The organism is Yersinia sp. 2466 StPb PI (assembly GCF_041538325.1).
GTDB lineage: Bacteria > Pseudomonadota > Gammaproteobacteria > Enterobacterales > Enterobacteriaceae > Yersinia > Yersinia enterocolitica_E.
Genome location: NZ_JAULSL010000001.1, coordinates 1,573,402 through 1,594,565, shown reverse-complemented (window position 1 = coordinate 1,594,565; position 21,164 = coordinate 1,573,402). Strand labels below are relative to the sequence as shown.

Sequence of the window (21,164 nt, the reverse complement as noted above, 5' to 3'; positions counted from 1 at the left end):
CGCCGTTACGACCCCTTCGACACATTTCCCCGCCCTGCAATATTATTTTTTAAGCTCTTGGTGCCAAAATAGTGACCCACATTGGCCCTTTCCCTACTGCATAGCGCTTCAGGGGGGTTAGCTCACCGCTGTGTTGATCAATACGATACACGGCAATATGATCCGACTTCTGGCCGGAAGAGATCAGGAAGTTACCACTGTTATCGATATTAAAACCGCGTGGCTGTGCTTCAGTCTGTTGGTGCCCGACCAACGTAATCTCACGCCCATCGTCAGAAACACTGAAAATACCCAGCAGACTGGCAGTACGGTCACTGATATAGAGATGACGGCCATTTGGCGTAATATGGATATCAGCCGCCCAACGAGTGCCGGTAAAGTCTGTTGGCATCGCATCCAGCGTCTGTATTAGCTGGTATTCTTGGCCGTTTTTATTGATTTGATACACATCTACCGAGCTATTCAGCTCGTTAACACAATAGGCGACGTGTTTATTGGGGTGGAAGGCCATATGACGTGGGCCCGCACCGGCAGCAACCGGTATCGCCGCCTGAACGTGTGGGGTCAGTTTACCCTCAAGGCTCAGATCAAATAACCGCACCTTATCTTCTTTCAGGCAAGGTACCAGTAATATTTGATTGGTCGGATCAATATTCGCCGAATGTGGAGCAGGCAAATCATCCAATTGCTGAATAGGTGCCTGTACCACACCCTGCTCATCAATAGGGCTAATGCTGACACAGTTAAAGCTATATGAAGCAGAGAACAGGAAGCGGCCTTGTAAATCAGTGCCAATGTGCGTTGGGCTGCCTGGCAGTGGTGCCATGCCAGCGGCGGTCAATGTGCCATCGTCGCTGATGTTGTAGCTGATAATGGCAAAATCGGGGCGCACCCCTACATATAACTGGCGCTGGTTTGGATTGATTGTCATCGGCTGCACTTGCCCCGGCACCTCCACCGTTTGTAATAAGGTTAATGCACCGGCGGAATCTAATTGCCAAACATGGATCTGCTGACTGTCTGGGCTTGCCACGTAAACCACTTGCTTCATCTCTACTCCTTAGTCGAACCTATTAGGCAACACTCTTTAGCCTAGCTTACCTGACTCGGCGGACATAACAACAGTCTGCTGTCGCGCTGTTTAAAACTTATCCTGCTTATTTTTAGCTGATTATGCTACCCACTCCCAGGCTTGGTTTAATCAACCCGCCATCCGGTGTACCATCGGGTAATACTATGTAACCATACTATTAATGCCCTTATTAACGAGACTATTGCTGCCATGACCTATCGCATAATTGCACTGGATCTAGACGGAACGCTACTGGATCACAAAAAACGTATTCTGCCAGAATCCTTGTCCGCACTGGCGCAAGCCCGTGCTGAAGGCATCAAAGTGGTAGTGGTGACCGGCCGCCATCATGTTGCTATTCACCCGTTTTATCAGGCACTAGAACTTGATACACCTGCAATTTGCTGTAACGGTACCTATATTTATGATTACCATGCCAAAAAGGTATTAGATTCAAACCCCTTGCAGCCTCAACAAGCGGTTCAGGTGTTGCAGTTGCTGGAGCAAACCGGTATCCACGGGCTAATGTATGTGGACGATGCCATGCTCTATCAGCAAACCAGCGGGCATGTGATTCGCTCACTCAGTTGGGCTGAGTCATTACCACCCGCTCAGCGCCCAACGCTACTCCACGTTGATAGCTTGCTTGATGCTGCTCACACTGCCAGTTCTATCTGGAAATTCGCCACTTCACACTCGGATATTGAGCAACTGAGAGCGCTCGCAACCCAGATTGAGAATGACATGGGGTTGGCTTGCGAATGGTCATGGCATGATCAAGTTGATATCGCACAGGCGGGTAACAGCAAAGGTAAGCGGCTACAGCAATGGGTTGAATCTCAGGGTTTGAGCATGAAAGATGTGGTTGCCTTTGGTGATAACTTTAATGACCTGAGCATGCTGGAAAGCGCTGGTTTGGGAGTGGCGATGGGGAATAGCGCCGATGCTATCAAACAGCGGGCTGACCTGGTGATTGCCGATAACGAACAACCCGGTATTGCTGGCGTCATCCGACAGCATGTCCTGGCTTGATAGTAAAAAACGCCCGGCTGACGGGCGTTTTATCGTCGGGTGAACCCAGCGGTTATCGCCCTCAATTCTTGCGGTTAAACGAGACACTTTTTATCTGTGCATACACCCACTGACCGGGTTTAAGCGCCAATTCATCCCGTGCCCACGGCGTGATCCGCGCCCACAACCATTGATCACCAACCGCGAGTTTGACATCGACCTGCCCATCCACCTCAAGGCATTCGGCAATTTTTACCGGCAAGATATTACGGATACTGCTGCTTTGCGGTGGCTGTAATACCAACGAAACATCGGCTGCATTAATCCGAATACGCATTGAGCTACCCTCTTGCGCATCAAGCTTACCCACCCACAATCGCTGATCACCTAACGCCAGCGCGGTCATGGCATAGCGGTCGTGGTGACCAATGACACTGACCCGCAGTATGCTGCTCGGTTCTTCCCGTTGCAGCCACGGGCGCAATGCACTACTGGCCCACACTTCCTCCAGCCCGCCGACCGCGCGCACTTTGCCACCATCCATAACCACCACTTGATCTGCCAGCCGCAGGATCTCATCCATGCTGTGGCTAACATACAAAATAGGGGTGTTAACATCTTGCGCCAACCGCTCCAGATAAGGCAGCAGCTCACGTTTGCGGGGCAAATCCAGAGAGGCCAGTGGCTCATCCATCAACAACAGTTCGGGGGCGGTCAATAATGCGCGCCCAATAGCAACACGCTGTTTCTCGCCGCCAGAGAGGGTCAGTGGGAAACGACTTAATAGTGGCTCGATACCCAGCAAACCGACAATTGTGTCAAATTGCCCACGCATTGACGGGGCCATGCCGTATTGTAAATTGCCCCGCACCCGATAATGGGGAAATAAGCGCGCATCCTGAAATACGTAACCGACTTTGCGTTTTTCCGGTGGCAGATAGATTTGCTGCTCGGCATCCACCAGCACCCGGCCATTTAACACCACTTTGCCTTGCTGCGGACGGGTCAGGCCACCAATAACATTAATTAATGAGGTTTTACCGGCCCCCGACAACCCGAAAATAGCGGTGATACCTTGGGCGGGCAGATTGGTGGAAACGCGTAAATCCAAATCGCCCAGTTGCTGACTGAAATCCAGCTCTAACATGGTGCCCCCATGCGTTTTTTACCCCAGCGGGCCAGCCATTCGGATAATAGCAACGCCACCAACGACAGAATAATGGCAATGACACACAAACGCGCAGCAGCAGCTTCCGCCCCAGGGGTTTCAATCAGTGTGTACATTGCCAGTGGAATAGTGCGGGTTTCACCGGGAATATTGGAGACGAAAGTGATGGTCGCCCCAAACTCCCCCAGTGAACGGGCAAAAGAAAGCACGGTGCCAGCAATCACCCCCGGTAAAGAGAGCGGTAACGTAATGGTGAAAAACACCCGCCACGGATTGGCTCCTAGCGTGCGGGCCGCCAGTTCCAGACGCGTATCAACTGCTTCCAACGCCAGCCGGATAGCCCTCACCATCAGCGGAAAGGCCACCACCGCCGAGGCTAACGCCGCACCACGCCAACTAAAACTGAAATTAATGCCAAACCAGCTATAGAGCCACTCGCCAATAAAACCGCGCCGCCCCATGCTTATCAACAATAAATAGCCAATCACCACGGGTGGCAGCACCAGTGGTAAGTGAATAATACTGTCTAACAACGATTTACCGGGAAAACGGCAGCGCACTAAAATCCACGCCATTAAAATGCCTAACGGCAAACTGCACGCCACCGCAACCGCTGAAACCTTCAGACTAAGAATAATTGCCTGCCACTCATACTCACTCAATATCATTAGCGTGGGGTAAATCCATAATTTTTGAAAATAACCGCCGCTGCTGGGCTTTTCAGGTAATCATAAAAAGCACTCACGGTCGGGTTTTCATGACCTTTAACAATTGCCATCGGGTATTCAACCGGCTTATGACTTGCTTCCGGGAATATCCCCACAACCTTAACTTTGTTACTGGCTATCGCATCTGAACCATAGACAATACCCAGCGGCGCTTCTGCCCGTTCGACCAGTGCCATTGCACTGCGCACGTTATTGGCCCGCGCCATTTCAGGGGCTAAAGTTGACCAGGCACCTAAATTCTCCAGTGACTCTTTGGCATAAATCCCAGCAGGAACATGATCAGGATCGCCCACCGCCAAACGGCCACCATCCAATAATTTCTTCCAGTCGGTTTTTTTATCGATTACGACTTTATCTATTTTACTGTCTTGCGGAGCAATTAATACCAGTTCATTACCTAATAAGGTGTAGCGAGTATTGGCAACAATTTGCTGTTTATCAATAGCATAATCCATCCATTGCTGATCGGCAGAAATAAACATATCAGCCGGTGCGCCCTGCTCAATCTGGCGTGCCAACGTTGAAGATGAAGCATACGACGCAACAACATCAACCTGCTTCTCTTTTTTATACTGTACGGCAATATCTTGTAATGCATTGGTCAATGAAGCCGCAGCAAACACTGTAATGTTGTCCGCCGCTAACGTGGTGCCGGAAAATGCTGCCAGCAGTGTTGCACTCGCTACCCAAACCTTGGCGTTACCGTATTGATTCTTCATGTTGTTCTCCGCATTAATGAAATCGCTATATACATTGGAATATAACGCAACATTATAAGCAGGTCATGCAGTTTATCGGCAAGATGTGAGGTATCTTGAGCTGTGGTAACAAGTGGGGGAGTGGAGGAAATGAGGGAGAAAAACGAAAATGCCCAGCGTCTATGTGCCGGGCATTCAGAAATCAGATTAAGAGCGTTCTTTGGTGTGACCGGTCTTAGAGATGACGTTGAACACCTCGCCCAGTCCATAGATAAGCCCCAGAATCACGGCCATCACCACCGGTACCATGACCACGGCAAAGACCAGACTTTTCAATAAATCCAACATATCAGCCTCTCATTACTGCTCATTGAGCGATAACTTACGTTATCACAATAACTAGGATCTATCATTTACTGTAAATTATATCAGCGATGAATGAACCCTGTTATTTTAACTAACAGCAAAAGAATGTAACCTGCCAAACGTGCGATTCAGGTGTATACAAGCACTTAGATAGCAATAATCCTTTCCCGCCGGAGTAAAAAATCATGCAGGCTGAAATTCTTCTTACCCTAAAACTTCAGCAACGGCTGTTTGCTGATCCCCGGCGTATCGCATTACTGAAACAAATACAGCATACCGGTTCCATCAGCCAGGGCGCAAAACTGGCTGGGATTAGCTATAAAAGTGCCTGGGACGCGATTAACGAAATGAATACCTTAGCCGAGGAAATATTGGTTGAGCGGGCAACAGGTGGTAAAGGCGGTGGCGGCGCGCACCTGACTCGTTACGGCGAGCGTTTAATTCAACTTTATGATTTGCTCGCCAAGATCCAGCAAAAGGCATTTGACACGCTGAAAGATGATTCGCTGCCACTCGATAGTTTATTGGCAGCTATTTCGCGCTTCTCTTTACAAACCAGCGCCCGTAATCAATTTTTCGGCACCCTGATTGAGCGGGATCATCAGCAGGTTCAACAACACGTCAATATCCTATTATCAGACGGCAAAACCCGGTTATCTGCGGCACTCACTCAACAGAGTGCTGATCGCTTGCAACTTTCGGCGGGCAAAGAAGTATTGGCACTGATCAAAGCCCCTTGGGTAAAACTGGTTACTGATCAGGCACTGGCGGGGGCTGCTGATAACTCTCTGCCCGGTACCGTGGCCAGTATTGAACCCGGCAGCGATCACAGTGAAGTTATCGTGACCTTAACTGGGGGAGCCAGCTTGTGTTCGACACAAAACAATAGCGAATTACATAAGCTGAATTTGCATGTTGGTAGTCACGTCATTGCCCAATTCAATGCAGATCGGGTCATTATCGCTACACTTTGCTAAATAATTCAGCTTAGTTATGCAAAACAACCTTAGTATTTACTGTTGACATTTTGCCCCTTTCCGATTATCCCTAACACCCTTATTGTGTTGCAAAATATGGAAAGAATGATGTCGGAGTTGCAAATATCGCAAGGTTGTTTTCGCCTGAGTGACACCCGGACACTCATCCTGCCAGCATTGCATGTTCAATCGGGTGATAGCTGGGCATTTGTCGGTGCCAATGGTAGCGGGAAATCCGCGTTGGCAAAGGCATTAGCAGGGGAATTAATCCTGTTGAGCGGCAGCCGCCACAACCATTTTCGCCACAGCGTGCATTTGTCGTTCGAGCAACTTCAGCAGTTAGTCAGCGAAGAGTGGCAGCGCAATAACACTGATTTACTCAGCGCAGATGAAGACGATACCGGGCGTACTACCGCAGAGATCATTCAGGAAGAATACGTTGATCCGCAACGTTGTCAGCAGTTGGCAGAGCAGTTTGGTATCAGCCAGTTACTCTCGCGTCGCTTTAAATATCTTTCTACTGGTGAGACCCGCAAAACATTGCTGTGCCGAGCGCTGATGCCACAACCGGATCTGTTGATTCTGGATGAACCCTTTGATGGTCTGGATGTGACAGCCCGCACGCAGTTGGCTGGTATGCTATCCACCCTTTCAGCACAAGGTGTCACGCTGGTGCTGGTACTAAATCGTTTTGATGATATCCCTGATTTTGTGCAATACGTCGGTGTGCTGGCAGATTGCCAATTAACCCATACTGGCCCCCGCCAGCAGATTCTTTCCGAGGCATTGATTGCCCAACTGGCGCACAGTGAAAACCTTGATGGTATGTTGTTGCCAGAAACAGAACACCCGCAACAGCAGGCCCCTTTCGCACCAGATAAGCCACTAATTATCTTGCGTAATGGCGTGGTTGAATACAATGACCGCCCTATTCTTCATAACCTGAGTTGGCAGGTTAATCCCGGTGAACACTGGCAAATTATTGGCCAAAACGGTGCTGGGAAGTCAACCTTACTCAGCCTGATTACTGGCGACCATCCGCAAGGATACAGTAATGATTTGACACTGTTTGGCCGCCGCCGTGGCAGTGGGGAAACTATCTGGGATATTAAACGCCATATTGGTTATGTCAGCAGTAGTTTGCATCTGGATTACCGCGTCAGCACCAATCTACGTACCGTGATTCTCTCCGGTTTTTTCGATTCAATCGGTATTTATCAGGCAGTGTCTGATCGCCAACAACAATTAGCCAATCAATGGTTAGACTTACTCGGTTTTTCCGCCGTGACCGCTAATCAGCCCTTCCACAGTCTCTCCTGGGGACAACAGCGGTTGGCACTGATCGCCCGAGCACTGGTTAAGCATCCTGCACTGTTGATTCTTGATGAACCCTTGCAGGGTTTGGACCCGCTTAATCGCCTATTGGTACGGCGTTTTATTGATGTAATGATCAGTGAGGGTGACACGCAACTGTTATTCGTTTCTCACCATGCTGAAGATGCACCACAGTGCATTACCCACCGTCTGACCTTTGTTCCTGATGGCGATATTTATCACTACCAACAGGAAAAGTTAGCAGGTTAAAACTCTTCAGGCATTTCGTTGAGGATAATGAGAGCTATCCTCAACGGAAGCGGCGTTTATTGGCGGGGGCTTATGCTATCATTCTTACTGCCAGCCCCTATCAGAGCCGGCGATAAACTTAACATATTCAGCCACCATCAGGATTTATACCCTATAAATTTCAGGTGCAGGCCAGCCGCAAGAAACAAAGCGCTCATAAGCCGATTTGAACTGCATGTACGTGAGTCCGCAGGCTAAGTCTCAAAAGGGGTATAGCCCTATAAGCCGAGCGAATCAAGCGGCCACCGCACCTGCGATTTGAAAGATGACGGGCATAACATTAAAGGGATATTTATGTGGGGCATACTTGCTGCTTCGTTACTTTTCTTATCAATTAACCGGGTACTTTCCCTGTTTCTCTTGCTGTCGTCACTGTCAATTGCCTTGTATCACGGTGTTTTGACTCTACCATCGGCCGCATTCTTGCTTCTAACATTGATTGTGGCACTACTACTGAAAAAATATCGTCACCGGAAATGGCCGGCCGTCGCACTGGAATTGCTGCTGGTGATGGCAGCAATCGCACTGTTTCTGCATCTGGTACCCGGTTTTAATAATCTAAATGTATTGAAAGACGTGAAGACAGGGCCACTCAGCGCACCCTTCAGCCTGTATTACAATCTTGATAAAGCATTAATACCTTTTATTTTACTGGTTTGCCTGCCAACCTTATTTGTCGCGAAAAAGCATCCATCAGTGAGCCGTGCAAGCTGGCTGGTATTGATTGTCAGTATCCCTGCATTGCTGTTGCTGGCTGTTGCCTTAGGCGGCCTGAAAATTGAGATGCACACCCCAGCATGGATAGGTTCCTTTGTGGTCGCTAATGTGTTTTTTGTTTGTCTGGCAGAAGAAGCACTGTTTCGTGGCTATTTGCAACAAAGGTTAAGTCAGTGGTTGGGTAACTATCCGGCCCTACTGCTCACCGCCCTATTATTTGGCGCAGCACATATTGCAGGCGGCCCGCTATTGATGGTGTTCGCCGCATTGGCAGGGTTAATTTACGGCCTGGCATGGCTGTGGAGTGGTCGTTTATGGGTGGCGGTTGCCTTTCACTTCGCCCTGAATTTGATGCATTTATTGTTCTTCACTTATCCTCTTTATTCATCGCACTAATCTTTATCTACCCTGTTATCTACCGACCCGAGGCTAGCATTCTTAACTGGAATCGGGCGGTGCATAACAGGCAGGACATTTCTGCTGAATTAATGGATGAGAACGCTACCAATCCAGTTATCTATGTGGTGACTGTTATTTATCTCTTGTTTTTGCCTATCCTTGCTTATTCCCCTGTCTTTATGCTTTTACTGGGATTAAACTGGGAGAAATTTAAATGTAAACGATTCCATTATTGAGCGCAGATCACCTTTTCTCACATAATGGCGTGCTATCTTTCTTAGACTAAAGTCATTCGAGGAGTCTTTTATGTACGTTCTGGTAACAGGTGGTAGCGGTTACATCGGTAGCCATACCTGTGTGCAATTGATTGAAGCTGGCTACCAACCGGTCATCCTCGATAACCTTTGCAACAGCAAATCCAGCGTATTAGCCCGGATACATGCCCTTAGCGGCTATACACCGAAGCTTTATCAAGGTGACATCCGTGACCGCGCTTTACTCGACCGAATATTTGCTGAGCAGTCTATCCATGCAGTCATTCACTTTGCTGGCCTGAAAGCCGTGGGTGAGTCGGTCAGTAAGCCACTGGAATATTACAATAATAATGTCTTCGGCACCTTAGTATTGCTGGAGGCCATGCGTGCTGCACAGATCAAAAACTTTATCTTCAGTTCCTCTGCCACGGTCTACGGTGATCAGCCACAAATTCCGTATGTCGAAAGCTTCCCGACCGGCTTGCCATCCAGCCCGTATGGCCGTAGCAAGTTGATGGTTGAGCAAATTTTGCAAGATGTGCAACTGGCTGACCCACAATGGAATATGACCATTCTGCGCTATTTCAATCCCGTTGGCGCACATCCGTCAGGCTCCATGGGTGAAGACCCACAAGGTATCCCGAATAACCTGATGCCATTTATTGCACAAGTTGCCGTTGGTCGTCGTGAATCGCTGGCCATATTCGGTAATGACTACCCGACACCTGATGGCACCGGGGTACGCGATTATATTCACGTGGTCGATTTAGCCGATGGCCATGTGGCGGCGATGAAAAAACTACACAATCAGCCTGGCGTGCATATTTTCAATCTGGGTGCCGGCGTGGGTAGCAGTGTTTTACAAGTGGTCGAGGCATTCAGCAAGGCGTGTGGCAAGCCGCTGGCCTACCATTTTGCCCCGCGCCGCGAAGGTGACTTACCGGCTTACTGGGCAGATCCGAGCAAAGCTGCCGCACAATTGGGTTGGCGGGTACACCGCTCGCTTGATGAAATGGCGGCAGATACCTGGCGTTGGCAATCCAATAATCCTCAGGGCTATCCCGATTAAGGTGTTGTTATGACTGATTTTAACCCTGTGGATCATCCACACCGTAGATACAATCCATTAAGTGATCAATGGGTGCTGGTCTCACCTCATCGGGCCAAGCGCCCATGGCAAGGCCAGCAAGAGGCCCCGGCGACGGAGAATTTACCGGCGCACGACCCTGATTGCTTCTTGTGCCCTGGTAATACTCGGGTGACCGGCGATGTCAATCCTGACTATCCATCAACCTATGTGTTTACCAATGACTTTGCCGCGCTGATGCCAGATACACCTGATGCGCCGCAAAGTGATGATCCCTTGATGCGGAGCCAAAGTGCGCGCGGCACCAGCAGGGTTATTTGCTTCTCACCTGACCACAGTAAGACGCTGCCGCAACTCTCTTTGCCTGCGTTGGAAGATGTTATTCAGACCTGGCAGCAACAGAGTGCCGAATTAGGCCAAACCTACCCATGGGTGCAGGTATTTGAAAATAAAGGCGCGGCGATGGGGTGCTCAAATCCGCATCCCCATGGCCAAATTTGGGCCAATAGTTTTTTGCCAAATGAAGCGGCACGGGAAGACAGCCTGCAACAGCACTATTTTCAGCAAAATCAGTCCCCCATGCTGGTCGATTATGCTGAACGTGAGCGTCGTGACGGCAGCAGGACGGTAGTTGAAACCGAGCACTGGCTGGCGGTAGTGCCCTATTGGGCAGCATGGCCGTTTGAAATATTATTACTGCCCAAAGCCCATGTGCTGCGGTTAGAAGACCTTTCTGTGGAACAACGCAGTTGTCTCGCCATTGCCCTGAAAAAGCTGACCAGCCGCTACGACAACTTATTCTCGTGCTCTTTTCCCTATTCGATGGGGTGGCATGGCGCACCGTATAACGCAAGCGACAACACACACTGGCAATTGCATGCTCATTTTTATCCGCCGTTGCTGCGTTCGGCGTCGGTACGTAAATTTATGGTGGGTTATGAGATGTTGGCTGAAACCCAGCGCGACCTTACAGCAGAACAGGCGGCTGAACACCTGCGGGCAGTAAGTGATGTTCATTATCGAGAAGCCGGAGTCAAATAATGAGTTTAAAACAGCATACCCAGGCTATTTTTCGCCAACAGTTTAATCAAGAACCTGACATCACTATCAAAGCGCCGGGTCGCGTCAATCTTATTGGCGAACACACCGATTATAACGACGGTTTCGTGCTGCCCTGTGCTATTGATTATGAAACCGTCATCAGTTGTGGCAAACGTGATGACCGCCAGATTCGTGTTATTGCTGCTGATTATGAAAATCAGCAGGATATATTCTCACTGGATGCGCCAATCGTCCCACATGCCGAATACCGCTGGGCGGATTACGTGCGCGGCGTCGTGAAACACTTGCAACTGCGCCATGCCGATTTTGGTGGTGCAGATCTGGTGATCAGTGGCAATGTGCCACAAGGTGCCGGTCTCAGCTCTTCAGCATCACTTGAGGTCGCGGTCGGGCAAGCGTTGCAGTCTCTTTATCAATTGCCCCTTAGCGGTGTCGATCTGGCGCTAAATGGGCAAGAGGCAGAGAACCAGTTTGTTGGCTGTAACTGCGGCATTATGGATCAGCTCATTTCAGCGCTGGGTAAACAAGATCATGCACTACTGATCGATTGCCGTACCCTTGAAACCCGTGCCGTGGCAATGCCGGAAAACGTTGCGGTCGTCATCATTAACTCCAATGTGAAACGGGGTCTGGTTGATAGCGAATACAACACCCGCCGCCAGCAATGTGAAACTGCCGCCCGTTTCTTTGGTGTTAAAGCCTTGCGTGATGTGGATCCAACCCTGTTCTTCTCTATTCAGGATGAGCTGGATCCCGTCGTCGCTAAGCGTGCACGCCATGTAATTACCGAAAACGAACGCACGCTAGCGGCAGCTGATGCCCTGGCCTCCGGTGATTTGAAATTGATGGGGCAATTGATGCAGGAGTCTCATATTTCGATGCGTGATGACTTCGAGATCACAGTTCCGCCGATCGATAGCTTGGTGGATATTGTGAAATCCGTTATTGGGGAGCAAGGTGGTGTTCGTATGACTGGCGGGGGGTTCGGTGGCTGCATTGTCGCACTGATGCCAACGTCGCTGGTTGAGCAGGTTCGTGCAGCCGTAGCCCAGGAGTATCCGGCTCATAGCGGCGGTAGGAAAGAGACCTTCTACGTATGTCAGGCTTCACAAGGAGCGGGTTTATGCTGAAAAACGACGCTGCATCATCAAGCAGTGTTGACCAGTTAGCACCAGATGGTCACCCCTTTGAATTGACCGAATTGCATAATAAAGCCGGTATGAGTGTAACGCTGATGGACTGGGGCGCAACCTGGCTATCTGCGGTCCTGCCGCTGACCGATGGCGAAAAGCGCGAGCTATTGCTGGGCTGCCAGACTCCCGCAGACTACCTACGTCAAGCCGCTTATCTTGGTGCCACCGTTGGCCGCTATGCCAACCGTATTGCTAACAGCCAAATCACGGTGGAGGGTCAAACCCTCAATCTGTTACCTAATCAGGGACCTAACCAACTGCATGGTGGTCCTGAAGGTTTCCATGCTCGCCGCTGGCAAAAGGTTAAGCAGGATGAGAGGCAGGTGACTTATCAACTGCACTCACCTGATGGTGATCAGGGCTTCCCCGGTAATCTGACCGCCGAAGTGCAATATCTGTTGACGGAAGATAACCGATTGGAGATCCACTATCAGGCTCAGGTCGATAAAACCTGTCCGGTGAATCTGACCAATCATGCTTACTTTAATCTTGATGGTGAAGGGCTGGACGTACGGGCGCATCGGTTGCAGCTATTTGCGGATCGTTACTTACCGGTTGATAGTGAGGGGATCCCAAGCGGCGGATTGGCTAATGTTGAGAAAACCGGTATGGATTTCCGACAACCAAAAACATTGGCACGCGACTTCCTGCAAGACCGTTGTCAGCAGCGGGTTAAAGGCTATGATCATGCTTACCTGCTCCATCGTACTTGCGGTGCAACGGAAAGCCCGGCGGCTCATCTGTGGTCATCTGATAACCGGGTACAAATGAGTGTTTATACCACCGCACCTGCGTTGCAGTTGTATAGTGGCAACTTCCTTGGCGGAACACCGGCCCGCAAAGGGGGCACTTACGCCAGCTACACCGGCGTAGCGCTGGAAAGTGAATTCCTACCTGATAGCCCTAACCACCCCGAATGGCCACAACCTGATTGCTGGCTAAAACCGGGGAAAACCTACCGCGCCACCACGGTTTATCACTTTATCGCGCTATAAAGCTATATACCCAACAGATTTCAAGATGCAGGAAGACGAGATCCCGATGAGCTGACATAGGTCAGTGATTCGGGTGACATATCGGTCGGGAACCGATTTGAACGCTGTTTGAAAGATGACGGGGATAACTACCCATATTGAGCACTGCCGACTACGCTTAACAGCATCTATCTGCGGTGATACTGACCTGTTTCCCGCCCTTTCCGACCCTCAATATTATTTAAGGAATGTTTATGCGCCTAACTACCCTATGGTTACTCTGTGCGGGATTACTGCTTAGTGTCAATGTGATGGCAGCAGATACGGCGAAAACACCGTCACCCGCTCAGGCCGCACAACAGAAGAAGATGACTGACTGTAATCAGCAGGCAACGACCCAATCACTGAAAGGCGATGATCGGAAGAAGTTTATGAGTCAGTGCCTGAAAGCGCAGATTCATCCCGATGAAAAAGCCCTGACGCCACAACAGCAGAAAATGAAAAGCTGCAATGCCGACGCAGCGACCAAAGCGTTAAAAGGTGATGAGCGTAAAACCTTTATGAGTACCTGCCTGAAGAAAGCCGCCTAATCCCCGCAGCCGGAGGGGTATTTAGTACCCCTCTTTTAATTGGATATAAACCGATACCTAATAAATATCAAGATCCAGGAAGGCGGTAAGCGAGGGAACCCCAATGAGCTTAACTTCCGCTAAAAAATTGGCTATGGTTAAACACAAACCATTGCTGTTGGCGGCAATCCCGCAATATAATGATAATAGTTATCATTGAATATTAATCTATACCCTCAGGTAATTGCGTGGTTAGACAGCGTCTTCAAGTCCGAGGGGTATAGAGATTGAGTTTCACATTAAAGGAGTTAACGCTATGGCAGTAACTAAGCTGGTTCTGGTACGACACGGCGAAAGTCAGTGGAACAATGAAAACCGCTTCACCGGTTGGTATGATGTTGATTTATCTGAGAAAGGCCGTGGAGAAGCACAAGCGGCGGGCAAGCTGTTAAAAGACGAAGGTTTCGCGTTTGATTTTGCTTATACCTCAGTACTGAAACGTGCTATCCACACCTTGTGGAGTGTGCTGGATGAACTGGATCAGGCCTGGCTGCCAACGGAAAAAACCTGGAAACTGAATGAGCGTCATTACGGCGCACTGCAAGGTCTGGATAAATCAGAAACTGCGGCCAAGTATGGCGACGAGCAAGTTAAATTGTGGCGTCGTGGTTTTGCTATCACCCCACCTGCGCTGGAAAAAAGCGATGAGCGCTTCCCTGGTAATGACCCACGTTACGCAAAACTTACCGATGCAGAACTGCCAACCACAGAAAGCCTGGCGCTGACCATCGAACGCGTTATTCCTTACTGGAATGAAGTGATCAAACCCCGCATTGTCAGTGGTGAGCGTGTCATTATCGCCGCACACGGTAACTCTCTGCGAGCATTGGTAAAATATCTGGATGACCTGAGCGAAGATGAAATTCTTGAGCTGAACATCCCAACTGCCGTACCTTTGGTGTATGAGTTTGATGAAAACTTCAAACCAATCAAACGCTACTATCTGGGTAACGCTGATGAAATCGCGGCTAAAGCCGCCGCTGTTGCCAACCAAGGCAAAGCGAAGTAATCATCCCTGATTAGTACCATTAAAAAACCCCCGAACATGATCAATGCCGGGGGTTTTTATTTGCCTGCTCGCTATTATTGGCGGCGCGCTTTGACGGCATCTGCTAACTCACGTAATACCGTTTCGGTGTCTTCCCAGCCGATACACGCATCGGTGACACTTTTGCCGTAAGTCAGTGGTTCGCCACTTTCCAGATTCTGATTGCCTTCCACCAAATGACTTTCAATCATCACGCCCATAATCGATTTTTCACCATGAGCAATCTGGTTGCAGACATCTTTACTGACGTCCATCTGCTTTTTAAATTGCTTGCTACTATTAGCATGGCTGAAATCGATCATGATCTGTGGTTCCAGGCCCGCTTTACTCAGCCCTTCTTTAACCGCAGCAACATGAGCACTGCTGTAGTTTGGCTCTTTGCCACCACGCAGAATAATATGACAATCGTCGTTACCGGCGGTATTTACAATCGCTGAATGACCCCATTTGGTCACTGACAGGAAGCAGTGCGGTGCACTAGCCGCATTAATGGCATCGATAGCGACCTTGATAGTGCCATCGGTGCCATTTTTAAACCCAACCGGGCAAGACAGACCTGAAGCCAGCTCACGGTGAACCTGAGATTCAGTGGTACGGGCGCCGATGGCACCCCAGCTCATCAGGTCAGCCAAATACTGCGGGGTTATCATATCCAAAAACTCACCCGCTGCTGGCAGCCCGCTCTCGTTGATATCTAACAATAACTTACGCGCGATACGCAGACCGTCATTGATGTCATAGCTAGCATCCATATGCGGATCGTTAATCAGACCTTTCCAACCCACCGTGGTACGCGGTTTTTCAAAATAAACCCGCATCACCACTTCAAGCTCGCCTTGCAGTTCTTCACGCAGGGTTAGCAAACGGGCCGCATACTCTTTGGCCGCTTGGGTATCATGAATAGAGCATGGACCGATGACAACCAACAAACGGTCGTCTTGGGCACGCAGGATGTTATGAATAGCTGTGCGGGTCTTGGATACCGTCTCTGCTGCGTTCTCACTGGCTGGAAACTTCTCTAACAAAGCAACAGGGGGCAGGAGTTCCTTAATTTCATTAATCCGTAGGTCATCATTCAGGTAATTCATAGTTCTTCCATTAAGTCTTGTGACGGTCATCGCACAACGTCTATCGGTACCAATCTAGTTGAACCAATCTAGCTGGTGAATTGAACGCTGTAAATCTACTTTATTACATTTGGTGTTCTGTGCAGATAAACAGCAATAATGCGGTTTACTCGATTAGGTATCAACTTATTGAATGAAGCCATCAATTTTTATCTGGATTGTTATTTGTTATAAAATCATTAATAAGAGTCATACTCGGTTATCACCCCCCTCTTATCCCTAAAGGTTAATACGGTTTATGCCTAGGTTACTGTTAGTTGATGATCACCCCGTGGTGCATGTTGCCCTTGAAGCCGCACTGATGCGCGCGACACCACGTTATCATCTGCATTGCGCTGCTGATGACCAGCAGGCATTGGCCTTATTGGCGGAATATCACTTTGATCTGTTAATTTTGGATATCAGTTTGCCACAGCTTGACGGTTTGCAGTTTTTACGCAAAATCCGCCGCCACTATCCACAGCAGTCCATCATGATTTACACCGCCCAGGAAGAAGAGGTTTATGCCAAAATGGCTTATTCCGCTGGGGCACAGGGTTTTATGCATAAAGGGCAGCCGATGGATAACCTATTGCAAGCCATTGATGCCGTTATTGCCGGCCAACGAGTATTCCCCGCCAGTACGCTGGATAGCAGCTCCACACCTAACGATGAAAAATACCATTTAACCCAGAAAGAGCTGCAAATATTGGGATTACTCAGTAAAGGCCATTCTAATTTACATATTGCTGAGTTACTGAATATCAGCAATAAAACTGTCAGCACACATAAGAAAAATATTCTCAATAAAACCGGTGCAGCAAATTTACTGGCATTAATTGCCGTATTTAACGAGCTACAACCATGAGAAAATGCGGGTTAGTATTGCTATTCATTGTCCAATTCTGCCTGCTGCTACCCGCACAAGCGACATCTACTTTGCACTACAATTTAGTTAGCAGCTTGAACATACCGGCCAGCACACCGTTTATCACACCTAATAATCCATGGCGTAATGCCACTTTGCGGGTTGGCATCCTCAACGACAATGTGAGCCCGTATAATATTATTGTCGATGGTGACCTGTACGGTCTGAATGCCGATTACCTTAACTATATTAAGCAAGCAACCGGGGCCAATGTGGAGGTGATAGGCTTCTCCGACACCACAACCCTGAATCAGGCATTAAAACAAGGTGATATCGACCTACTGTTTGGTTTACCTCGCAGCGCATTAAATCCCAACTTATATATATCAAAACCTTACTATGTCAGTAAGTTACTGGTGTTACGTAGCCGCCAAAATAGCCGTCAGGTAATGTTAAACTCGGCTGATGCGCGCATTGCTATTAGTAAAATGGCCGGTATGCAGTTGGTCGATGAAATTCAGAATAAAACCCCGCATAACCAGCTGTTTGATAATAATCTGCAAGCCATTTACTCCTTATTAAACGGCCTTAATGACTACTTTATTGCCGATGAAACCAGTGCCAGCTTTATTATTGATCAACTGCAACTGGGGCAAATTTATCAGGTTGAGAATGATATAAAGCCCGGCAGTATCTCTTTGGTGTTTGCGGCAACCAATCCGGCATTGATAGAGACGCTTGATCACGTTATCAGCAACGTCCCTATGGACGTTCTTAATACCATTCAGGGCCGCTGGAGTAAAAAAATTCCCAGCTATCTCGATACCGGTAATGCTGATCTTACCCGCATGGAGCAAGAATGGGTTAAGGCCCATCCCGTGGTGTATTACGCCGCCATCGATGATGACTATCCCTTTACTTATCGTGGCAGCGATAAACAACCACGCGGCTATATTGTCGATATTCTCAATACCATTGCGCAAAATACTGGCCTGCAATTTTCGCCTGTCTGGAGCAGTAACCCACGGTTGGCCGATCAACTGGTGCAACAAAATAGGGCCATGATGCGGGCTTTACTGCCGCTAGCCGGTAGTTTCAAAGCGCAATATGACAGCTCGATGCCCATTCACCGTGCCTTGTGGGGGGTGTATACCAACGCGTTCACCCATAACGTCTCAACGTGGGGAGATCTATCTGGCAAGCGTCTCGGTGTGGTGGAAGGGGATTTAGGTCAGCAACTGATCCCCCCCCAGACCTTGGCCACTGTCTTTGCTAACCGTAAGGCAATGTATGATGCACTGGCTAATGGGCAGTTGGACGGGTTGATTGATAATGTCATCTCCGCCAATTTTATGGTTCTTTCCCGCTATTCCGGGGTCATCAAACTGGCATTTGCGGCAGATAACATTGCTTATCCACTGGCCTTTGGCGTCGCCCAACATTCACCGTTACTGCTGTCGATTCTCAATAAAAACTTGCTACAAATCCCCCCCGCCACCCTACAATCACTGCGTGATGAATGGGTATCCGATCCTCGCAATATTATTGATGCGGTAAATGAAAATCGCATGATGCCCCCTGCCACCTGGTTGTTTAGCGCCCTTGGCGGGCTATTGATACTGCTCTTGGTGGTGATGGTCCGCCGTTTTATTCAGCGGCGCAAAGAGCGACGTGAGCGAGAAGTCTTGGAACAGGCGCGCCTGCAAGCCGAAACCGCTAATCAGATGAAAAGTAAATTTCTGGCAACTATCAGCCATGAGCTACGAACACCAATGAATGCCATCCTTGGTTTGTTGGAACTGGAGCTTAAAAAAAACACTATCGCGCAGGGTAATTTGCCCGTTATTTACAGCTCAGCATCATCGTTATTAAGTCTACTCAATGACCTACAAGATTATGCCAAGTTGGAAATTGGCTCGTTACAGCTTTTACCACAACCTACTGCGTTGATTCCTTGGATTAATCATATTCGCGCGGTTTATCAACCGCTGTTGGGTATGCGGCCGATAACCTTAAATGTCAGTTACAGTGATAACTTACCTGAAACAGTTCTGCTTGATGGCGGTCGCTTACTTCAGGTCATGAACAATCTAATTAACAATGCCATTAAGTTTACCCGCCAAGGCGAAATTAATGTTCGGATGGCGTGGCAACCGCAGCACGAAGGGCAAGGAGAGTTGATATTGCAGGTGGAGGACAGTGGTTGCGGAATAGCCGCTGCGGAAATACCCCACCTGTTCCAGCCCTTTTATCGGGTTGAGAGCAGCAACAATCTGATGATCCCAGGCAGTGGTTTGGGTTTATCGATCTGCAAAGAGCTTATTGACCGAATGAATGGCACTATCAGCCTGGCCTCAGAGCTGAATAAAGGCACCGTGGTCACCATCAAATTATTGCTTGCCATGGAGACGGTATCGCCGCCAATCCTGAGGCCCGCAACAGAAATTACAGACACGTTATGCCGGTCTCCTCTTCGTGTCGCGATGGTTGATGACCACCCGAGTAACCTCCTATTGATGCAACAACAGCTCAGGCATTTTGGTATTGAATCCGAGCTGTTTGATAATGGCCGCCAGCTATTACACGCTCATTTTCAGCAACCGTTCGATGTGCTGTTTGTCGATTACAATATGCCCACTCTGGATGGTTTTACCCTGGCGCGAATCATTCGCCGACAAGAGCGCCCATCTCAGTCTAAGGCGGTAAAAATCATCCTTTGCTCGGCCGATGTACAAGAATTTACCCGTATCCGGCCTGGGAATATCGTTATCGACCATTGGCTGACCAAACCGGTGACACTCAGTGATATTGAGCGGGTATTACGCATACAAACCGTTATGACCACAGAGCAACCGGTTTACGATAACCTGCGGGAAATACTATTACGATTGGGTAATCAAGACCCAATTATGGTGCGCAAATTAGTGGTGACGCTGCTTGATTCCATGGTGCATGACCGCCAACAACTTGCACTGGTACCACAGCCGCTAGCGGCCCGTGCACAGGTATTACACCGCATTAAGGGCAGTTTTCTGATATTGCAAAATGCCGCAGGTGCCGCATTATGTCAGCAGTTAATTAGCCAATGCCAGCAAGGAAAAATCGCTCCTGCGGCCTATACTCAACTGCAGAATCTATTAGCACAGTTGATTAAAGGTTTGAATCAAACCCTGTCAGAGCTAACATAAACCGACAGTTCGGTGCACACATCTTATGGTCCAAGGATAACTATGGCTGTATCTTCATTTTTCCCCCAAGACAGCAACAGCAAACGCCTACTGATAGCTTTTGTGGTTACCACTCTGTTTATGGTGGTGGAAGCCATTGGTGGCTGGCTATCGGGTTCGCTGGCATTATTGGCGGATGCCGGACATATGCTGACAGACTCGGCCGCATTATTCATCGCATTGATGGCAGTTCATTTCTCGCAGCGAAAACCTGACTCTCGCCATACCTTTGGTTATTTGCGCCTGACCACACTGGCGGCGTTCGTCAACGCGGCGGCATTATTGTTGATTGTGGTATTGATAGTCTGGGAAGCGGTACGGCGTTTCTTTTCTCCCCATGAAGTGATGGGGATGCCGATGTTATTCATCGCCATCGCTGGATTATGTGCGAATATTTTCTGCTTCTGGATACTGCATCGTGGCGAGGAAGAAAAGAATATCAATGTGCGCGCCGCAGCCTTACATGTGCTGGGAGATCTATTAGGTTCCGTTGGGGCGATAGTGGCTGCCGTGGTCATTCTGACTACCGACTGGACACCTATTGATCCGATATTGTCGGTATTGGTCTCAGTGTTGGTGCTCCGCAGCGCCTGGCGGCTGCTGAAAGAGAGTTTTCACGAACTGTTAGAGGGCGCGCCGCAAGAGATTGATATCACCAAATTGCGCAAAGACTTATGTGCCAGCATATATGAAGTGAGGGACGTTCATCATGTTCACTTATGGCAAGTTGGCGAAAAACGGCTAATGACGCTGCATGTGCAAGTGATCCCTCCGAGGGATAACGATGAATTATTGCATCGTATCCAGCACCATTTACTGCATCACTACAATATTGGGCATGCCACCATTCAAATGGAATATCAGCATTGCGCCGCACCCGATTGTGGTATCAATCAGACCGCCAGTAACGACGCGCACCATTACCACCCTCACTGAGGGCAAACAGGCCACTGTTTC

At 49.0% G+C, this 21,164-nt stretch carries 19 protein-coding genes; 13 read left to right on the top strand and 6 right to left on the bottom strand.

What is annotated here, in order from left to right:
- Nucleotides 1-49 precede the first annotated feature (49 nt).
- Nucleotides 50-1,051: a 6-phosphogluconolactonase gene (gene pgl, locus Q2T72_RS07175; protein ID WP_372568875.1), complete on the bottom strand. Its 1,002-nt coding sequence runs from the start codon at nt 1,049-1,051 to the stop codon at nt 50-52.
- A 231-nt stretch (nt 1,052-1,282) separates the two neighbouring features.
- Here pgl and Q2T72_RS07170 point away from each other — a divergent pair, with 231 nt between their 5' ends.
- A complete protein-coding gene (locus tag Q2T72_RS07170; RefSeq protein ID WP_083159542.1) occupies nt 1,283-2,104 on the top strand; it encodes a pyridoxal phosphatase in 822 nt (273 codons plus the stop codon).
- A gap of 61 nt (nt 2,105-2,165) precedes the next feature.
- Here the strand turns inward: Q2T72_RS07170 and modC are convergent, their stop codons facing one another.
- The 4 genes from modC to Q2T72_RS07150 form a co-directional block, all read right to left on the bottom strand.
- Nucleotides 2,166-3,230: a molybdenum ABC transporter ATP-binding protein ModC gene (modC, locus tag Q2T72_RS07165; protein WP_083159544.1), complete on the bottom strand. Its 1,065-nt coding sequence runs from the start codon at nt 3,228-3,230 to the stop codon at nt 2,166-2,168.
- Nucleotides 3,224-3,919 carry a molybdate ABC transporter permease subunit gene (gene modB, locus Q2T72_RS07160; RefSeq protein WP_032907071.1) on the bottom strand — a complete coding sequence of 232 codons (696 nt, stop codon included), beginning with the start codon at nt 3,917-3,919 and terminating at the stop codon, nt 3,224-3,226. The genes modC and modB overlap by 7 nt, the downstream gene beginning before the upstream one ends.
- Nucleotides 3,919-4,698, bottom strand: coding sequence for a molybdate ABC transporter substrate-binding protein (gene modA, locus Q2T72_RS07155; protein ID WP_083159546.1), 780 nt, complete (start codon nt 4,696-4,698; stop codon nt 3,919-3,921). The genes modB and modA overlap by 1 nt, the downstream gene beginning before the upstream one ends.
- Before the next feature lie 186 nt (nt 4,699-4,884).
- Nucleotides 4,885-5,025: an AcrZ family multidrug efflux pump-associated protein gene (locus tag Q2T72_RS07150; RefSeq protein WP_083159548.1), complete on the bottom strand. Its 141-nt coding sequence runs from the start codon at nt 5,023-5,025 to the stop codon at nt 4,885-4,887.
- Between the two features lie 203 nt (nt 5,026-5,228).
- Here Q2T72_RS07150 and modE point away from each other — a divergent pair, with 203 nt between their 5' ends.
- The 9 genes from modE (at nt 5,229) to gpmA (ending at nt 14,967) form a co-directional block, all read left to right on the top strand.
- Nucleotides 5,229-6,020, top strand: coding sequence for a molybdenum-dependent transcriptional regulator (gene modE, locus Q2T72_RS07145; RefSeq protein ID WP_083159550.1), 792 nt, complete (start codon nt 5,229-5,231; stop codon nt 6,018-6,020).
- A 108-nt stretch (nt 6,021-6,128) separates the two neighbouring features.
- Nucleotides 6,129-7,604: a molybdate ABC transporter ATP-binding protein ModF gene (gene modF / locus Q2T72_RS07140; protein ID WP_083159552.1), complete on the top strand. Its 1,476-nt coding sequence runs from the start codon at nt 6,129-6,131 to the stop codon at nt 7,602-7,604.
- 333 nt (nt 7,605-7,937) lie between these two features.
- Nucleotides 7,938-8,756: a lysostaphin resistance A-like protein gene (locus Q2T72_RS07135; RefSeq protein WP_372568874.1), complete on the top strand. Its 819-nt coding sequence runs from the start codon at nt 7,938-7,940 to the stop codon at nt 8,754-8,756.
- Between the two features lie 309 nt (nt 8,757-9,065).
- Nucleotides 9,066-10,082: a UDP-glucose 4-epimerase GalE gene (galE, locus tag Q2T72_RS07130; RefSeq protein ID WP_372568873.1), complete on the top strand. Its 1,017-nt coding sequence runs from the start codon at nt 9,066-9,068 to the stop codon at nt 10,080-10,082.
- Nucleotides 10,083-10,091: 9 nt separating this feature from the next.
- Nucleotides 10,092-11,141 carry a galactose-1-phosphate uridylyltransferase gene (galT, locus tag Q2T72_RS07125; protein WP_083159558.1) on the top strand — a complete coding sequence of 350 codons (1,050 nt, stop codon included), beginning with the start codon at nt 10,092-10,094 and terminating at the stop codon, nt 11,139-11,141.
- A complete protein-coding gene (galK, locus tag Q2T72_RS07120) occupies nt 11,141-12,292 on the top strand; it encodes a galactokinase (protein WP_083159560.1) in 1,152 nt (383 codons plus the stop codon). Before galT ends, galK begins: the two co-directional genes overlap by 1 nt.
- Entirely contained in the window at nt 12,286-13,350 is a 1,065-nt protein-coding gene (gene galM, locus Q2T72_RS07115; RefSeq protein WP_083159562.1) for a galactose-1-epimerase, read from the top strand. Before galK ends, galM begins: the two co-directional genes overlap by 7 nt.
- Nucleotides 13,351-13,583: 233 nt before the next feature.
- Nucleotides 13,584-13,919: a PsiF family protein gene (locus Q2T72_RS07110; protein WP_372568872.1), complete on the top strand. Its 336-nt coding sequence runs from the start codon at nt 13,584-13,586 to the stop codon at nt 13,917-13,919.
- Between the two features lie 295 nt (nt 13,920-14,214).
- Nucleotides 14,215-14,967 (top strand): 2,3-diphosphoglycerate-dependent phosphoglycerate mutase, encoded by a 753-nt coding sequence (gpmA, locus tag Q2T72_RS07105; RefSeq protein WP_083159566.1) that lies wholly within the window; start codon nt 14,215-14,217, stop codon nt 14,965-14,967.
- 74 nt (nt 14,968-15,041) lie between these two features.
- Here gpmA and aroG read toward each other — a convergent pair whose 3' ends face one another.
- Nucleotides 15,042-16,094 carry a 3-deoxy-7-phosphoheptulonate synthase AroG gene (gene aroG, locus Q2T72_RS07100; protein ID WP_083159568.1) on the bottom strand — a complete coding sequence of 351 codons (1,053 nt, stop codon included), beginning with the start codon at nt 16,092-16,094 and terminating at the stop codon, nt 15,042-15,044.
- 277 nt (nt 16,095-16,371) lie between these two features.
- Between aroG and Q2T72_RS07095 the strand changes: the two genes are divergently transcribed.
- The 3 genes from Q2T72_RS07095 to zitB are packed head-to-tail and all read left to right on the top strand — an operon-like array spanning nt 16,372 to nt 21,143.
- A complete protein-coding gene (locus tag Q2T72_RS07095) occupies nt 16,372-16,980 on the top strand; it encodes a response regulator transcription factor (protein ID WP_083159570.1) in 609 nt (202 codons plus the stop codon).
- Entirely contained in the window at nt 16,977-20,168 is a 3,192-nt protein-coding gene (locus Q2T72_RS07090) for an ATP-binding protein (protein WP_372568871.1), read from the top strand. The genes Q2T72_RS07095 and Q2T72_RS07090 overlap by 4 nt, the downstream gene beginning before the upstream one ends.
- 42 nt (nt 20,169-20,210) lie before the next feature.
- Nucleotides 20,211-21,143, top strand: a complete 933-nt coding sequence (zitB, locus tag Q2T72_RS07085) for a CDF family zinc transporter ZitB (RefSeq protein WP_372568870.1) — start codon at nt 20,211-20,213, stop codon at nt 21,141-21,143.
- Nucleotides 21,144-21,164: the final 21 nt, after the last annotated feature.

Coding starts and splice junctions, on each gene's coding strand:
- pgl (WP_372568875.1), bottom strand. CDS start 1,051: ATGAAGCAAGTGGTTTACGTGGCAAGCCCAGACAGTCAGCAGATCCAT.
- Q2T72_RS07170 (WP_083159542.1), top strand. CDS start 1,283: ATGACCTATCGCATAATTGCACTGGATCTAGACGGAACGCTACTGGAT.
- modC (WP_083159544.1), bottom strand. CDS start 3,230: ATGTTAGAGCTGGATTTCAGTCAGCAACTGGGCGATTTGGATTTACGC.
- modB (WP_032907071.1), bottom strand. CDS start 3,919: ATGATATTGAGTGAGTATGAGTGGCAGGCAATTATTCTTAGTCTGAAG.
- modA (WP_083159546.1), bottom strand. CDS start 4,698: ATGAAGAATCAATACGGTAACGCCAAGGTTTGGGTAGCGAGTGCAACA.
- Q2T72_RS07150 (WP_083159548.1), bottom strand. CDS start 5,025: ATGTTGGATTTATTGAAAAGTCTGGTCTTTGCCGTGGTCATGGTACCG.
- modE (WP_083159550.1), top strand. CDS start 5,229: ATGCAGGCTGAAATTCTTCTTACCCTAAAACTTCAGCAACGGCTGTTT.
- modF (WP_083159552.1), top strand. CDS start 6,129: ATGTCGGAGTTGCAAATATCGCAAGGTTGTTTTCGCCTGAGTGACACC.
- Q2T72_RS07135 (WP_372568874.1), top strand. CDS start 7,938: ATGTGGGGCATACTTGCTGCTTCGTTACTTTTCTTATCAATTAACCGG.
- galE (WP_372568873.1), top strand. CDS start 9,066: ATGTACGTTCTGGTAACAGGTGGTAGCGGTTACATCGGTAGCCATACC.
- galT (WP_083159558.1), top strand. CDS start 10,092: ATGACTGATTTTAACCCTGTGGATCATCCACACCGTAGATACAATCCA.
- galK (WP_083159560.1), top strand. CDS start 11,141: ATGAGTTTAAAACAGCATACCCAGGCTATTTTTCGCCAACAGTTTAAT.
- galM (WP_083159562.1), top strand. CDS start 12,286: ATGCTGAAAAACGACGCTGCATCATCAAGCAGTGTTGACCAGTTAGCA.
- Q2T72_RS07110 (WP_372568872.1), top strand. CDS start 13,584: ATGCGCCTAACTACCCTATGGTTACTCTGTGCGGGATTACTGCTTAGT.
- gpmA (WP_083159566.1), top strand. CDS start 14,215: ATGGCAGTAACTAAGCTGGTTCTGGTACGACACGGCGAAAGTCAGTGG.
- aroG (WP_083159568.1), bottom strand. CDS start 16,094: ATGAATTACCTGAATGATGACCTACGGATTAATGAAATTAAGGAACTC.
- Q2T72_RS07095 (WP_083159570.1), top strand. CDS start 16,372: ATGCCTAGGTTACTGTTAGTTGATGATCACCCCGTGGTGCATGTTGCC.
- Q2T72_RS07090 (WP_372568871.1), top strand. CDS start 16,977: ATGAGAAAATGCGGGTTAGTATTGCTATTCATTGTCCAATTCTGCCTG.
- zitB (WP_372568870.1), top strand. CDS start 20,211: ATGGCTGTATCTTCATTTTTCCCCCAAGACAGCAACAGCAAACGCCTA.